This window comes from Rickettsiales endosymbiont of Stachyamoeba lipophora, from assembly GCF_003932735.1.
Taxonomy (GTDB): Bacteria; Pseudomonadota; Alphaproteobacteria; order Rickettsiales; family 33-17; genus RICK01.
Map to the genome: position 1 here is coordinate 279997 of NZ_CP033611.1, position 15260 is coordinate 295256.

14 protein-coding genes are annotated in these 15260 nt (G+C 34.0%); 6 read left to right on the forward strand and 8 right to left on the reverse strand.

The features are described from left to right. Positions 1-343: 343 nt before the first annotated feature. The 3 genes from rpmA to glmU all read right to left on the reverse strand — a co-directional run bounded on the left by rpmA (position 344) and on the right by glmU (position 2408). Complete coding sequence (gene rpmA / locus EF513_RS01240) at positions 344-607, reverse strand: 50S ribosomal protein L27 (protein ID WP_125215600.1); 264 nt, start codon at positions 605-607, stop codon at positions 344-346. 25 nt (positions 608-632) lie between these two features. After that, on the reverse strand, positions 633-950 hold the full coding sequence (rplU, locus tag EF513_RS01245; protein WP_125215601.1) for a 50S ribosomal protein L21: 318 nt from the start codon (positions 948-950) through the stop codon (positions 633-635). Between the two features lie 105 nt (positions 951-1055). Further along, entirely contained in the window at positions 1056-2408 is a 1353-nt protein-coding gene (glmU, locus tag EF513_RS01250; RefSeq protein WP_125215602.1) for a bifunctional UDP-N-acetylglucosamine diphosphorylase/glucosamine-1-phosphate N-acetyltransferase GlmU, read from the reverse strand. An 82-nt stretch (positions 2409-2490) separates the two neighbouring features. Between glmU and EF513_RS01255 the strand changes: the two genes are divergently transcribed. From EF513_RS01255 to EF513_RS01275, 5 genes are all read left to right on the forward strand, one after another. After that, positions 2491-3867 (forward strand): DNA recombination protein RmuC, encoded by a 1377-nt coding sequence (locus EF513_RS01255; protein WP_164503788.1) that lies wholly within the window; start codon positions 2491-2493, stop codon positions 3865-3867. After that, positions 3867-4778: a tRNA pseudouridine(55) synthase TruB gene (gene truB / locus EF513_RS01260; protein ID WP_125215604.1), complete on the forward strand. Its 912-nt coding sequence runs from the start codon at positions 3867-3869 to the stop codon at positions 4776-4778. Before EF513_RS01255 ends, truB begins: the two co-directional genes overlap by 1 nt. Before the next feature lie 2 nt (positions 4779-4780). After that, positions 4781-5050 carry a 30S ribosomal protein S15 gene (gene rpsO, locus EF513_RS01265; RefSeq protein ID WP_125215605.1) on the forward strand — a complete coding sequence of 90 codons (270 nt, stop codon included), beginning with the start codon at positions 4781-4783 and terminating at the stop codon, positions 5048-5050. A gap of 49 nt (positions 5051-5099) precedes the next feature. After that, complete coding sequence (gene pnp / locus EF513_RS01270) at positions 5100-7220, forward strand: polyribonucleotide nucleotidyltransferase (RefSeq protein WP_125215606.1); 2121 nt, start codon at positions 5100-5102, stop codon at positions 7218-7220. Between the two features lie 315 nt (positions 7221-7535). After that, positions 7536-9077: an ankyrin repeat domain-containing protein gene (locus tag EF513_RS01275; protein WP_125215607.1), complete on the forward strand. Its 1542-nt coding sequence runs from the start codon at positions 7536-7538 to the stop codon at positions 9075-9077. Between the two features lie 403 nt (positions 9078-9480). On the opposite strand, the gene EF513_RS01280 is transcribed toward EF513_RS01275, so the two are convergent. The 5 genes from EF513_RS01280 to EF513_RS01295 all read right to left on the reverse strand — a co-directional run bounded on the left by EF513_RS01280 (position 9481) and on the right by EF513_RS01295 (position 13344). Then, the gene (locus tag EF513_RS01280) at positions 9481-9915 is read right to left on the reverse strand and encodes a hypothetical protein (protein WP_125215608.1); all 435 of its coding nucleotides are present in this window, start codon (positions 9913-9915) and stop codon (positions 9481-9483) included. A gap of 49 nt (positions 9916-9964) precedes the next feature. Beyond that, positions 9965-10105 carry a hypothetical protein gene (locus EF513_RS07855; protein ID WP_164503789.1) on the reverse strand — a complete coding sequence of 47 codons (141 nt, stop codon included), beginning with the start codon at positions 10103-10105 and terminating at the stop codon, positions 9965-9967. A 114-nt stretch (positions 10106-10219) separates the two neighbouring features. Continuing rightward, complete coding sequence (locus EF513_RS01285) at positions 10220-10423, reverse strand: hypothetical protein (RefSeq protein WP_125215609.1); 204 nt, start codon at positions 10421-10423, stop codon at positions 10220-10222. Between the two features lie 150 nt (positions 10424-10573). Continuing rightward, a complete protein-coding gene (locus EF513_RS01290; protein WP_125215610.1) occupies positions 10574-11674 on the reverse strand; it encodes a hypothetical protein in 1101 nt (366 codons plus the stop codon). Between the two features lie 125 nt (positions 11675-11799). Continuing rightward, the gene (locus EF513_RS01295) at positions 11800-13344 is read right to left on the reverse strand and encodes an Npt1/Npt2 family nucleotide transporter (RefSeq protein ID WP_125215611.1); all 1545 of its coding nucleotides are present in this window, start codon (positions 13342-13344) and stop codon (positions 11800-11802) included. Positions 13345-13639: 295 nt separating this feature from the next. Between EF513_RS01295 and fliF the strand changes: the two genes are divergently transcribed. Further along, the gene (fliF, locus tag EF513_RS01300) at positions 13640-15259 is read left to right on the forward strand and encodes a flagellar basal-body MS-ring/collar protein FliF (protein ID WP_125215612.1); all 1620 of its coding nucleotides are present in this window, start codon (positions 13640-13642) and stop codon (positions 15257-15259) included. Position 15260: the final 1 nt, after the last annotated feature.

Consider the following 15260-nt stretch of genomic DNA (forward strand, 5'->3'; position numbering starts at 1 on the left):
TTTAATATAATACGGTCAAGATGCTCTAATCACTTTTTGTTCTAATAAATCTGCGTATAACTTAGCAGACGGTTGATGTTTTTCTACTATACATATAATTTGCCTAAAAACTAAGCCGCTAAATAACATAATAATTGATAAATAATTTTCTAATACTTCTTATATTTATTGCCAATTTCATTTTGATTAATGACAACAAACAACCTGCTAAATTGATTTATACTACAAAACTGGAAACTTCACCTAACAACCTTACGGCAATATTACTTCCAATAACAAAGCCCCAAATATACAATATTTGAGGCTTAAACTTTATAATAGCTGATAATAAATGCTAAAAACTTTATGCAGTTGCTTCTTCTACAACATTTACCAGCACTTTATCATTTCTAGATCTAGTAAATTTTACTACTCCATGCACTAATGCAAAAAGGGTATGATCTTTACCAATTCCTACATTTTTACCAATATGGAACTTAGTGCCTCTTTGTCTTACAATAATGTTGCCAGCTAAAACTGCTTGCCCATCATGTTTTTTAACACCAAGCCTACGACCAATCGAATCACGACCGTTACGGGAACTACCGCCCGCCTTCTTCTGTGCCATTTTTTACTCCGCGCTTGCCTTTAATTTATTTATTATGAATATTAGTTACTTTAACTAAAGTAACTTGTTGGCGATGGCCTTTTTTACGACGATAATGCTGACGACGTTGCTTTTTAAAGACAATCACTTTCTTATCTTTCATTTGCTCAACGATTTCAACTTCAACCGATGCATCTTTTATAAAAGGCGCACCAACTGTTGTTACATTTTCAGCACCACCAAGCATTAACACTTGGTCAAAGCTAACCTTATCACCAATATTCCCAGCAAGCTTTTCAACTTTATATACACCATCCTGATGAACACGATACTGCTTGCCACCTGTTTCAATAACTGCAAACATTTTACAAACCTAAATATTATTAAATAATTATTTTACTGCATGAGGTGTTATAATGTGATATTTCCAAATTGTCAAACAATCTTAAAAGGTTTTAATTTTTAAAATTTATTTTTGATGAATTTTAGCCTTTTCTCTCAGTTTTTTGCCCTTTTCCGGGATATGTTTTTCTTCTGCCCTAGTAATTACTAGCTCATCATTACCCGCATCGCGCGTTACCACGCTACCTGCTGCCACATATACACCCTTTTTTAAATTTATCGGCGCTACTAAAGATGAGTTAGAACCTATAAAAACCTCTTGCTCTATAATAACTTTATGCTTATTAACACCATCATAGTTACAAAATATTACTCCAGCACCAATATTTACATCACAAGCAAGCTCTGCATCGCCAATATAGGCCAGATGCTTAGCTTTAGAATTTTCTCCAACAATAGAGCCCTTAACTTCTACAAAGCTGCCTATCTCACTTTTATTGGCTAAAATAGTATCCCCCCTCAACTTGGCAAAAGGGCCAACCTTACAATTATTACCCACCTTACTTTCTTCAATAAAACAATTAGCATAAATTATAGTGTTATTGCCAATTACAACTTTTGGTTCAAAAAATACGTTAGGATATATAATTGAATCCATACCAATTTTAGTATCATAACTAAAATAAGTAGAGTTAGGATCAAGCAGGGTCACTCCTTCTTGCATAATTTTTTTTCTTAAGCGAGTTTGGAAGATTGCTTCAAGTTCCGCTAGTTCATCACGATCATTAGCTCCCAAGAATTCTTCCTGTGAAGCTTGGATAAAGCTAACTTTATATCCACGCTGGTTAAATACGCCTACTAAATCAGTTAAGTAATATTCCTCAGCTTTATTTTGGTTATCTATCTGCTTAATTAGATTTTTAATCAACTCGGTTTTTCCTATCATCACTCCTGAATTGCAAAGCGTGATTTTACGCTCCTCATCAGTTGCATCTTTAAATTCAACTATTTTTAAAGCATGCTCTCCTTCGGTCTTAATTCGGCCATAACGATTTGGGGCAAGATAATTAAAACCACAAATCACCAAATCATACTTGGTAGCTTTATCAAATAGCTTTTCAAATGTTTCTTCGGTAATAAGCGGAGTATCCCCATAAGCAATCATTAAATACTCACTATTAACTTCCGCCTGTTCTAGAGCCTCTTTGACAGCATGTGCAGTGCCCAGCTGCTCCTCTTGCCAAGTGATATTAATATCTTGTTTTACTAAATAATCATTAAGTTCGGCAGCATCTTTTCTACTAACCACTATAATTTGATTTGTATCCACATAATTTTTGGCCATCTGGATTACGTGTCCCACCATAGGCAATCCCACCACTTTATGCATCACTTTGGGTAAGGTTGATTTCATACGCGTGCCTTTACCTGCAGCTAAAATTACAAAAGCTGGTTGACAATTCATAACTTTTTTACTCATGATCACAATAATTTCTTAGGGTTTATTATACTCTAAGTATTTGGAAAGAAAACTCAAAGGCTAAAGAGTATTTATGGATGTTATGATCTTTATATTAAGCGCTGTCAACTTAGTTTGCATCTCTCTTTTTATATTTTTTAAAATTAAAGATCAGGTAAAAATTAACAAACTAGAACAAATTTACACTGAAGCATTAAAAAATGAAGCAAGCCTAAGTACTACTAACCAATATCTTGAAAAGCAAATTGCTGAGTTTAAACAGCAAATTGATAATTTACAAAATAAGAACCAAGAATTTATAACGCAAATTAATCAACTAAACCAGCAATATCATATCAAAGCCACTTTACTAACAGAAAAAGAACTGCAAATTAAAGAATGGGAAGAATTAAAAAAAGAATCAATCAACAATGCCAAAGCAGCAGTATTTGAAGTAGGACAACAGCTTTCCCAACAATTAATTGAGCTAAGCAAGCAAGAGAATAAGCAAATTCAAGAAACAGCCCATCAACAATTTCATAAAACCTCTCAGGCGGTACATGAAGAGTTTATTAAGATTATTAATATGGTCTCTTCACTTAAAGATGATGTTCAATCATCCAACGATTATTTAGATAATATTAAACGAGCTTTACTCTCTCCCACTTCTGCAGGGCAGCTTGCTGAAATTACTTTAGAAAACATTCTAAAAGCTTCAGGCCTGATTAGTGGAGTAGATTTCATGATGCAATATCACACTACCAAAGATGATGGCAGCAGCCTAAGACCTGATGCAGTGCTATTCTTACCTAATAACAATCTTATCATCATTGACAGTAAGGCTTCTAAGTTTTTTATGGAATTTAGCGAGCAAGAATTAAGTCCTGAACTTATAAAAAACCTATTACTCACTATGTCTAACCATTTAAAATCCTTAGTGAGTAAAGAATACAAAGACAATGTGAATAAACATTTTATAAAAAACAACAAACAAATAAATCATATTTCACTAATGATGTTTGTCCCAAGCGAAACTGCTTTAGAAAAAATTCAACAGCTTGATAAAAACTTTATGAACAAGGCGTGGGACTTAAGCATCTTTCCAATAGGCCCGGCAGGCTTAGTCAACATTTTATCTCAGGCAAAATTTGTAATTAATGAAAATAAAAAAAGCGAACATACTGATAAAATTCTTGAGCAAGTATCAAAACTTATTACAGGACTCACCACTGTAACCGAGCATGCTCGCAAAATTGGCAATAATATTCGCCAGCTAAGTCAGAATTACGATAAGCTTGCTGCTTCATTTAACGGCAATCTGCTGCCTAAGGTAAATAAAATCAATGCTATGGGTATTAATGATAAGAATGCCAGGATACCGCTTATCGACCGTCATCAATTAATTAGCATGACAGATGAATTAAAAGAAGATAATGATAATGACACTACTGAGCAACCCACATTAGAACTCACTGAATAATGTCTGATTATAATATCAATTCTATCTTACTGATTAACAAAACTGTAGGCCCATCATCAGGGTTTATTATTAATCAGCTTAAAAGACTGATTAAACCACGAAAAATTGGTCATGCAGGTACACTTGATCCGTTTGCAGATGGTTTGCTACCCGTAGCGGTCAATGAAGCCACTAAAATTCTTGAATATATTACTGATACCGATAAAGAATATATTTTTACTATTCAATTTGGCACAGAAACTGATACTCAAGATAATACCGGCCAAATCATTAATACCTGCGATAACAAGATTATCCAACAACAATTAGAAGTAAGCTTGCCTTTATTTACCGGCAAGATCACTCAGATTCCTTCTAAATTTAGTGCAATCAAAATCAATGGCCAAAGAAGCTACAATCTAGCCCGAGCTAATATTGATTTTGAAGTTCCTTCCCGCCAAATTACCATTCACTCGCTAAAATTACTTAACTTTGAAGAAAGTTCTCAGCAAGCCACTCTAAAAGTTGCCTGCTCTAAGGGAACTTATGTAAGAACATTAGGATCCGATATCGCTAAAAATTTAGGAACCTATGGCTATTTAATTAAACTTACACGCACCAAAGTTGGAAAATTTAAACTAGAGAATGCAATTTTAGTAGAAAACTTTAAAGAAGTAATGCATAATGCGAATTTGAATTTAGGGATACCTATTTCAAATACACTGGACGACATCCCGGTAGTTGAATTAGATGCTTTAAATTCCAGACGCCTTTACCATGGTCAACAGCTCAATTTAAATCTTGAACTTGTAGATCAAACTAAGGCTTTAATAACCTACAATCAGCAACCTGTTGCCATGATTGAATATAAGGGTGGAAATGTAAAACCCTTAAAAGTTTTTAATATAATCGATTTTAATTTAGGAGAATAACGATGTCGATTACCAATCAAAGAAAGCTAGAGCTTATTAAAGAATATCAACTAAGTGCAAATGATACCGGCTCAGTAGAAGTGCAAGTAGCAATTTTAACTGAACGTATTAACAATCTAGTTGAACATTTTAAAATCAACAAAAAAGACCACCATTCAAGAAGAGGACTACTTATGCTCGTAGGAACACGTCGTCGTTTACTTGAATATTTAAAGAAGAAAGGATATAGCCGTTATCAAAGTTTAATTGAAAGACTCGGATTACGTAAATAACTACCCGACTCAGGCTATAAAAATAATAAAATTAATGGGATAGGACTTAATGTTTCATACAGTAACAAAATCAATTGAATGGGGTGGGCGTACCTTAACGCTTGAAACCGGTAAAGTTGCACGCCAAGCATGCGGCGCTGTAATGGTTTCTTATGGCAATACTAAAGTATTATGTACTGTAGTATCATCTAGAGAATCTAAAGAAGGTATCGACTTCTTTCCATTAACAGTAGTATACCAAGAAAAACACTTTGCTGCAGGAAGAATACCAGGCGGCTTTTTAAAACGTGAAAGCAAACCAAGTGAAAAAGAAGTCTTAACTTCAAGGCTTATTGATCGCTCAATTCGCCCTCTCTTTCCAAAAAATTACTATAATGATACTCAAGTTATTTGTACCGTTCTATCCCATGATTTAGTTAATGATTCTGATATGCCAGCCTTAATTGGAGCTGCAGCGGCCATTGCAATTTCGGATATTCCGTTTAGTGCTAATCTTGCCGGTTCAAAAATTGGTTTGATTGATGGTAATTTTATTTTAAACCCTAACTACAAACAAGTTCAAGAATCAGATTTAGAATTAGTAATTGCTGGTACTCATGATTCCGTATTGATGGTGGAATCTGAAGCTTACGAACTTTCTGAAGCTAAGATGCTTGAAGCTTTAAGATTTGGCCATGAGGCATTTCAACCGGTAATCAAATTAATTGAAGAATTACGTAGTGAAGCTGGAAAACCAAAAAGAATTATTACTGATAACCACGATCCTGAACTTAAAATTTTAATTAAAAATTTTGTTCAAGATCGTATTCTAGATGCATTCAAAGTTCAAGAAAAACAACCGCGCCGCGAATTACTTGCACAAATTAAAGAAGATACCTTAGCTCATTTTACTGCTCAAGAGTATGATATTAATTTAGTTGCTACTAAACTTAAAAAATTAGAAAGCGAAATTATTCGTGAGCAAATTGTAAAACATAACAAACGTATTGATGGTAGAGATAGCAAATCAATCAGACCAATTGAGTGTGAAGTTGATTACTTACCACAGACTCATGGTTCTGCATTATTTACTCGTGGCGAAACCCAAGCAATTGTAGTTACAACTTTAGGCTCATCCCAAGATGAACAAATTATCGACAGCTTAGAAAGTGGCGAAATAAAAGAGGCATTTAACCTTCATTACAACTTCCCTCCATTTTCCGTTGGTGAAGTATCTATGATGAGAGCACCAGGACGCCGTGAAATCGGCCATGGAAAACTTGCATGGCGCGCATTAAGACCAGTATTACCTAGCAAAGATGTTTTCCCCTATACTATTAGAGTAGTATCAGAAATTACTGAATCAAATGGTTCATCTTCAATGGCTTCCGTTTGCGGTGGGACTTTATCTCTTATGGATGCAGGAGTACCGATTAAATCGCCGGTAGCTGGTATTGCTATGGGACTTATCAAAGAACAAGATAGCTTTGTAGTATTATCAGATATTTTAGGGGATGAAGATCATTTAGGTGATATGGACTTTAAAGTAACTGCAACCGATGATGGACTAACTGCACTTCAAATGGATATTAAAGTTACTGGTATTAACTTTGAAATTATTGAAACAGCCATTCATCAAGCACGCCAGGGCGTTCATCATATTTTAGGCATTATGAAAAAGACCTTAAGCGAGCCACGCAAAGAGCTTAGCCATAATGCTCCTACTATTTTCACCACTCAAATCAACAAGGACAAAATTAAAGATTTAATTGGTCCTGGTGGTAAGCATATTAGAGAGATTTGTGACCTTGCTAAAGTAAAAATTGATATTTTAGAAGATGGCACTGTCAAAATTTTTGCAAGCAATAAAGATTCTCTTAATATTGCAATCGAAATGGTAGAAAGCATCGCTGGTGAACCACAGATTGATCAAGTTTACTTAGGTAAAGTAACTTCAGTGGTTGATTTTGGTGCATTTATTACGCTACCAGGTAACCGTGAAGGATTACTTCATATTAGTGAGATTAACAAAAATCGTTCAGAATCAATTCATGATAATATTCATAAAGGTGACACTTTATGGGTTAAAGTTAGCGGTATTGACAACAGAGGTAAAGTTAAACTTACTAAGCGCGATATCGATCAAGAAACAGGGCAAGAAATCGTTGCAACTGCAAGCTCAGATGAGTAGCCGTTTGCTGTAAAGATAGCTTTAAAAAGATCCATAAATAAATAATTTATGGATCTTTTTACTTTCCATAATGCTTTTGCAAATTAATAAAATTTAAATCATTATATCCCTTTAAGATATTATCAACACACTCTCCTTTTCAATAACTATTTCTAAAAAAGCAACATAGTTAATTAGCTTGTACTTGAAATAAGTTATATTGATAAAAAGATGATTACAACTTTATATTAATATTAATATAATTTTAATCTTCGCATTGACATTAACGTTATATTAACTTATTGTAATTAAAAACTATATAATTAGGATACAAATATGTTTCAGTGGATAAACACAACGTGGACAACTACAACCACCTCTTTGGGTAATGGGTTTAATCAAGTTGTGCAAATAATTAAAAAAGAAATAGAAGCTATAAATTTAGACATTCTACGGAACAACATTGTTAATATTATTAGTAATACAGAAATAACTGAAGCCAATGCAATTATAGAAATTGATAGATGCTTACTAGGCTGTGATGCAAAGCAGCAAGAAACAATTCTGAATGGTTTATATATTGGTGAGACTCTACTCAATAAAGCAGCAACCCTTAATAAATCCAAAATACTGCGCCACTTAATTAACTTAGGCGCCGATTTAAACGTTAAAAGCAGAGAGGACTATAATGCTTTGCATGTAGCTGTACTCAATGATAGCATGGAATGTATTGAGACATTAATAACCCCTTTGTTTGGCCCTGCGCCATCAACACAACCATTACAACCAACACAGGAACAAGTATCCGCTCTTGTAGGTGAAAAAAATAACCAAGGTAATACTGCCCTTCATTTAGCCATATTACATAATCGCCTTGATGTTGCTAAGCTGCTAATTCAACAGCAACCTAGTTCACTTTCCAAAACTAACAATGATGGCAATACTGCCCTGCATATAGCCGCTTTGCACAACAATGTAGCTGCTATTAATTTTCTTGTTTTGTTTGACACTATCTCATCAACGCCATCATTACAACCAACGCAGGAACAAATCTCCGCTCTTGTAGGTAAGAAAAACAACCAAGGTAATACTGCCCTTCATTTAACGGTAATTGGTAGTAATATCCAAACTATTAAAAAACTTATTACCATTAGCCCAAATATTGCTGAAAAGAATAAAGAAGGCAATACCATACTGCATTTAGCCATATTACATAACCGCCTCGATGTTGCAGAACTACTAGCCCAGCAACAACAACCCAACTTAATTTCTGCCACTAATAATGATGGTAATACTGCCTTGCATATAGCCGCTTTGCACAACAATGTGGCTGCTATTAATTTCCTTATGAAGCATGGGGCTGATCTTACTACACAAGGCCAGGACTCTAGTACTCCATTCCAGCTAGCAACTGCTCATTCACAAAAGGATGCTACTATAACATTATTTAAACATCATGCCCAAAGAGATAATGTTCATTCTTTAGGCAAAACCTGGCAAGATGCAAAAGATACTTTAATCCCAGGTACAGCAGTTACTCTAACTACAGAACAAGAGATCCAAAAAATTATTAGAAATGCTAAAATTAAACATTATGCAAAAAATATTGTTTTAGGGATATTAAGTACTGTTGCAGCAGGCTTGGTTGCTTATGTTATAGCTAGGCTTTGTGCACCAAAGCAAGCTGCATGGCTCACTAAGGAAGTTTCAGCTAAATGTTCTGATTTTGCCAAAGTTACCTCTAACGGTATATATAATGGTTTAAATTATACCAGCGAAGTTTGCAAATCACTAGGAAGCTCTTTAGTCTCTACAGGTCATTGGGCAACATCTGTGCTTCAAAATAGAACACAAGCTGGGAAAGTAGCCATTAGATAGTTTATAATCTATATTTAATAAAAGCCTGGCATAATTTTATTACTGTCAGGCTTTTAAGTTAAACCTTGCTACTTTAATCCATCTAATTTTTTAAGCTATTACCCCTATCTACTTGAAAATCCAAACTGGTTTTATTCTTTTTATCGATGAACTCCTTACTTCTTATAACCGCCACTCTATTTATTCTTCTGAACTCGCAAGAAGCCTTTAGATTTTACACATTTATCTGGATAAAAGATATTTCAAGCAATTTTTAAATGGGCAGATATTCCTTGATCATTCCAAAATTTCACCGCTCCATATCAGCAATAGATGCACAAAACCCAATATATAACAATTTATAAGCATAAAAAGACCCTAGTTCTTAGGATCTTTTTAAGGAAAAATAAGATAATTTATTTAATTATCTACCTTTGGTACAGATATTTGAAATCTGATTGTTTAACATACCAACAAGGTTGCCACCTTGCTGATTGATTAGCTTAAACCCTTTATTAAGCTTAATTAGCGCATCCTCAGGAATAATTGAGCCTGATTTTCCAACAATCACATTACTTAGTTTATAAGCATTATTCCCTATAATATCAGAAGTAAGTCTTAACATCCTTATATTCTTTAATATCGGCATCCGCCCCGCCGCAAATAGCACTAACGTGGCAGCTACCGCAACTCCTAATATTTTAGCGGTAGTAATTAATGCCCTCTGCCATAAAGAATTTTGGATAGCTTGCTGTCTTGCTGGAATTGGTAAAATTTTCTCTTTTAAATTAAATTTAACTTGTTTAATACTCTCTTCCTGAGAATTATCCTGTCTTCCTTCTTGTAATGGCTCTGCCAACTCTCCTGTCCTTTCCGTTAATTTGCTAAGTGGAGTAACCTGCTGAGGATCAATGATTTTTTTTAATATAACTATTATTGTTCATGCCTAGCTCTTCTATTGCAAGCTGCGTCTTTAAACTAGCCACAACTGCAATAGGTGATAATCCTGCCTTACCTACATTGCTTACCGCTTCTTTCCTTGCTGGCACGGTATCCTTTAAAAAAGGGGAATTTTGTACTAAATTTTGTGCAAGGTTATAGTAATTAGCTCTTTCCTGCTCATTAAGTAAGATACCTTTTTTAATAAATGTGCCTTTTACTAATTATTCAAACAATGTAGCAATTTTGCGCAGTTCTACTTTTTTAGCAGCAATATCTGCTGCAGTTGGTTGCTCATTTTTTAGCTGCGTATCACCTCTGTCATTAGCCAAACGCTTTTGCTGATTTCTTTCTCTTTGAGAAAGACGCTTAGGGCTAATGGCTAACCCTTGCTCTATATTAGATCTTTTATTATTATTCTTACCCATAATACTTACCTCTATTAAATTTTAAACATAGTTAAAATTTACCATGTATTTAAATTTAAATTAATTTAATATTAATAACAACGCAACAACTTAAATGATGGGCATTATATTTAAATACTGTCACTTTAACGGTTTTTATTCTTACTGATTTTATTGGCTAAAACCCAAATAATTTAAAGTGGATTGAAATTGTTGGTCTAACCAGCCAGTATAACTTTGCTTATTATTATTGGAGCTTTTTTCTTTTACCGCTTGCCTTATCAGGGAGCAAGACGCGCCTGTCTTGACTAGGTTATTAGATGGTAACACGAAGAGAGGGTTTTGAAATTTATCTCCCAAAAGTTCTTTATCTAATTTTTCATAATGATAAGCCTGCCTAGTTCTATCCTGTATTTGCTTGCTCAAATGCTCTATCTCACAACTAATATGATAACTTTTTGATATTATATTGAGTTCCTCTTCAGTACAGTCGCAAGCTAGCTTGCAAATTTTTTTAAAATAATTATTTATTATATGACCCATTTCTTTAACTAGAGGAATAGTATTAGTAACTTGCTCTACAAAACGTAACTTAGATGTAGTGCTCCACATCGCTTCTAACGCTTCATCTGATAACTGAGATAGCATTTTTAAATGAATTAAAGCATAATAAAAACTAACATAATTTGCATAATATTGCATATTGCTTGGTATAGTTAAATGATTAAACCTAATATTATTAGCACTTGTGGCATTATATTTGCCTATAAGCTGGTTTGCTTTTTGTTCAAAATTTATAATAGACGCTACTTCTATAATATAAAGATTATAGTATCTACCTGTTTTTCGTAAAATACATGGGACAAAATATTCTATTCCCTCTTGGCTTAAATCCAATATTAAATTAACTTCAATCTTTTCCTCACAGGTTAATAGGCTTGAACCTATGATTGTTAAGACATCTGATAGCTTATCTAGTGGGCACATTAATGGATCGAGATGAACTTCTGCTAACTTTTTATTATTCTTTAACTCTTGCTGGATATATTTTAAAATTAATGCTGCAATTTGAGGATGCTTGATCTGCATGCCACTAAGGTGCTTGCTTATTTGTGTAATACTTGGGTTTTTGTTTAACGCTGCTTTATTATCTACGCACCCCGCATAAAGGTCATTTTGCTCAAAAGAATTTATTAAACCTTGTGAGATGTGATACATAACTTTAGTTACTGATATTATATCTCTCTTAGCAAGCTTTAAAGCGTCTTTCATATAAAATTTACAATAAGGTTTAATTATTAGCAACTTACATATCTTATAATTAATTAAAATACAAACAAAAAAGCCGCAAGCAATTTACCTGCTTGCGGCCAGAAATACTACAAGTTTACTAAAATTTAAGCATTAGCTGCTTTTACTTTAGCTTGCTCTTCTTTACGTTTCATAGCTAGGTGAATTTTTTTACCTAAACCTTGTACGGCAAAGAGCCAGATTATACAGATTATCACAAATATTCCAAAAGTTATTGGTGCCATTACTGCCACATCCTTAGTTGCCATAACTACTGCTAAGGTACTTTGAATGAAAGCACCACCAGCTTTACCTAAACGGCCACCAAGCACATCTACAGCTGCCTTACCTTTAGTTTTTAGTTCATCATCTAATGGAATATAAGCCATTTCCTTTGTTGGATCAAATAGCGAATATTTCACAGCTTTTGAGAACACAATCAAACCTGCACCAAGGAAAGCTGCAAATGCAACAGCACTTAACTTAGCATCACTAAGCATCACCTCAAGACCATCACGCCCTAAAATAAATATAAAGAATGCAGCACCGCAAAGTAAAATCATAAGCGGAGTAATCACCGCAGCCTTAAACCAGCTTACCGATCTAAGTAGGTTAGCACCAACACCTAAAATAAATATCATAGTAAATATTCCAGTAAAGGTTGAGAAATTACCCATAAAAGCATGGTAACCACTCATATCGCCAGCATAATAAAGCTTAAGCTGATGTTTCCATTGTAATTCAACTAAGTTAATAGAAATACCATAAGAAACTACCAGTAATACGATCAGACCAAGTTCAGGTGATGAGAAAATAAGTTTAGCACTTTCAACTAAGCTTAATTTTGGTTTCTTAGATTTAGTTTTGCCAGATACTTCAGCTTCATCATAATAGAATGGATCGCTAAGTACTTTAACATGCATCCAACGATAGAGATACATCGCAAGCGCACCCATCAGCACCACTAAAGTCATTAGAATTTTAAGTGATAACGCATAGTGATTACCACTTACATCAACATAATGCTGAATATTGTTAGCAAAGTGCTCACTTTGACCGGCAAAAATTAAACTGAGATTTGCAACCAATGGGAATAATGGATAAAATCTCTTAGCTTCATTCATCCTGGTAACTTGGTTAGCAAACTGCCAGAAGAGTAATGAAATCATTGCACTTCCCCAAATTTCAGCCATTACATAAAAAAGAGAAAATGACCAATTGGCATAAATATCAATGAATCCACCTAAGTTAGGATATTCAGTATGAAGTCTTGCAACGGTTTCTGCAGCAGGATGTAAAATATCAATATTTGGATAAATTACAAAACCAAATAAGCCAAAGAATACTAGAAAAGGAACAATGACTGCATAAAATACATTTTCTTTACTAAGCGCATTACAAAGCTTGGCATAAAGAATTACAAACAAAATAGCTGCAGGGGTTACAAAGTAAAGTTTTAAGAATGAAGTGATATGCGCACCTGCCGCGTTTACTACCAACACATCTTTCGTATCACGCATTACAGTATAATTGAAAAGGAAGCAGAACATAATTAATGCCATTGGCAAAAATTTCTTTATTTCGTAATTATATATCGGCCATAAAATGGCGCGCCATTTCGAAAAATGTTCCGTTTTATTATGTTTATCCATATAGATACCTAAGTTAAGTTGTTGATTATACTTGACAGATCTTCTTGCTTTTAATTAAAGCTATATTTTCTACAAGAGTATTATACCCAAAAACCATAATTTTCAACATCAATTATTACAAAAATATATAAAATAATCATAAAGCCCTCAAAGTTTAAATTTTATTTTTTATCTCTCGTTGTTCTAATGATAAAAACTAATTTTATACTTGCTAATGAATTTGATCTCGATATGATAAATTTTGATTAAAATATATAGTTTTTTGTTTTTTATTTGATTTATTAATTTTATTGTTATGTTCCAAGCTTTTCTAAATTACTTAAAATCTTTTAGCTCTGGAAAGTTGATTCTAATTACTTCGCTGGTAGTATCATTCGGATTTGGTTCTTTAATGCTTGCATTAAGCTATACTAAGCCTTCTATGAGCCTCCTTTATAGTAATTTAGACCTATCTGACAGCTCAGAGATTATAAGCGAGCTAGACGCACGAAATATTCAATATGAAATAAGAGATAATGGTTCTCAAATTCTAATACCAGAAGATAAAATTCTGAAACTTAGAATGGACATGGCTCAAAAAGGCCTACCTAATAAAGGTTCTATGGTTGGATATGAGATCTTTGATCAATCAGATTCGCTAGGAACTTCTAATTTTGTACTCAATGTTAATTTAGTAAGAGCATTAGAAGGGGAGCTTGCTAGAACTATTAGTAGCTTTGCAAGCATCCAATCTGCTAGAGTTCATCTAGTTCTTCCTAAAAAGGAATTATTTACCAGAGAGAAGCAGCAACCTTCCGCATCGGTAATGGTCAAAATGTTTGGCAAAAATACCCTTAATAAAGAACAAATTAATGCTGTCGCTAATTTGGTATCTTCAGCAGTCCCCGATCTTGATATCAGCAAAGTTACCATTATTGATAATAAGGGTAGAGCCTTAAAGACCGCTACAAACAAAGATGAAAATGATTTAGAAACTATTATTAGCAATTCTACTGAATATAAACTTACACTAGAAAACAGGCTAAAACATATAATAGAAAGTATGCTTTCCCAAAGCATCGGTGATGGTCATATCAAAGCAGAAGTCAATGCCGATATTAATTTTGATCGCATTGTTACCAATTCAGAAATATATGATCCGGATGGACAAGTAGTACGATCAGTCCAGACCATCCAAGAAAACGAAAATAGTAGCGAAGGTAACCAAGCGAATGTTAGTGTTGCCAACAATTTACCTAACACAGCTCAAGTTAGCAACTCACCTGGCGCCACTTCTAATGCCGCCAAGCTTGATGAAACAACTAATTATGAAATTTCTAAAACTATCCGCAACCATATTAGTGAAACAGGCACTATAAAACGCTTATCAGTTGCGGTATTAGTAGATGGCAATTACGAGTATGATGAAAAAATTCAAAAGGTAATTTACACTCCACGCAGCCAAGAAGAACTTGATAAATATGCGGCTTTGGTAAAATCTGCTATAGGATATGATGAAAGTAGACATGACAAAGTCGAGATTTTAAATCTTCAATTTAATAAAGACCTTGAAACTTTAAGGCCTGAAAGCTTAGCTGATTGGTTTAAAGAACAATTTGCCAGCTTAATGCAAACCTTTGTTATCGCCATTGTAGTGGTATTAATTATCGTCTTAATCATTCGCCCTATTGCGATCCGCGCTTTTGAGTTTGCAAAAGAAGATGAAGAAGATATTGTGAGCATTAAAGACGTTCTTACCGATCCTTCTAGCATTGAAATCAAACAAGAGGATGTTGAATACAGCACCATTGATATTCAAAAAACCTCCGATGGTAAGGGTAGAAGCAATACCGTAAAAGCTCTTAATGAAGTTATTGGCAAACATCCTAAAGAAACAATATCAATTATGCGTAAATGGTTTGAAGAGGAGTCATAAC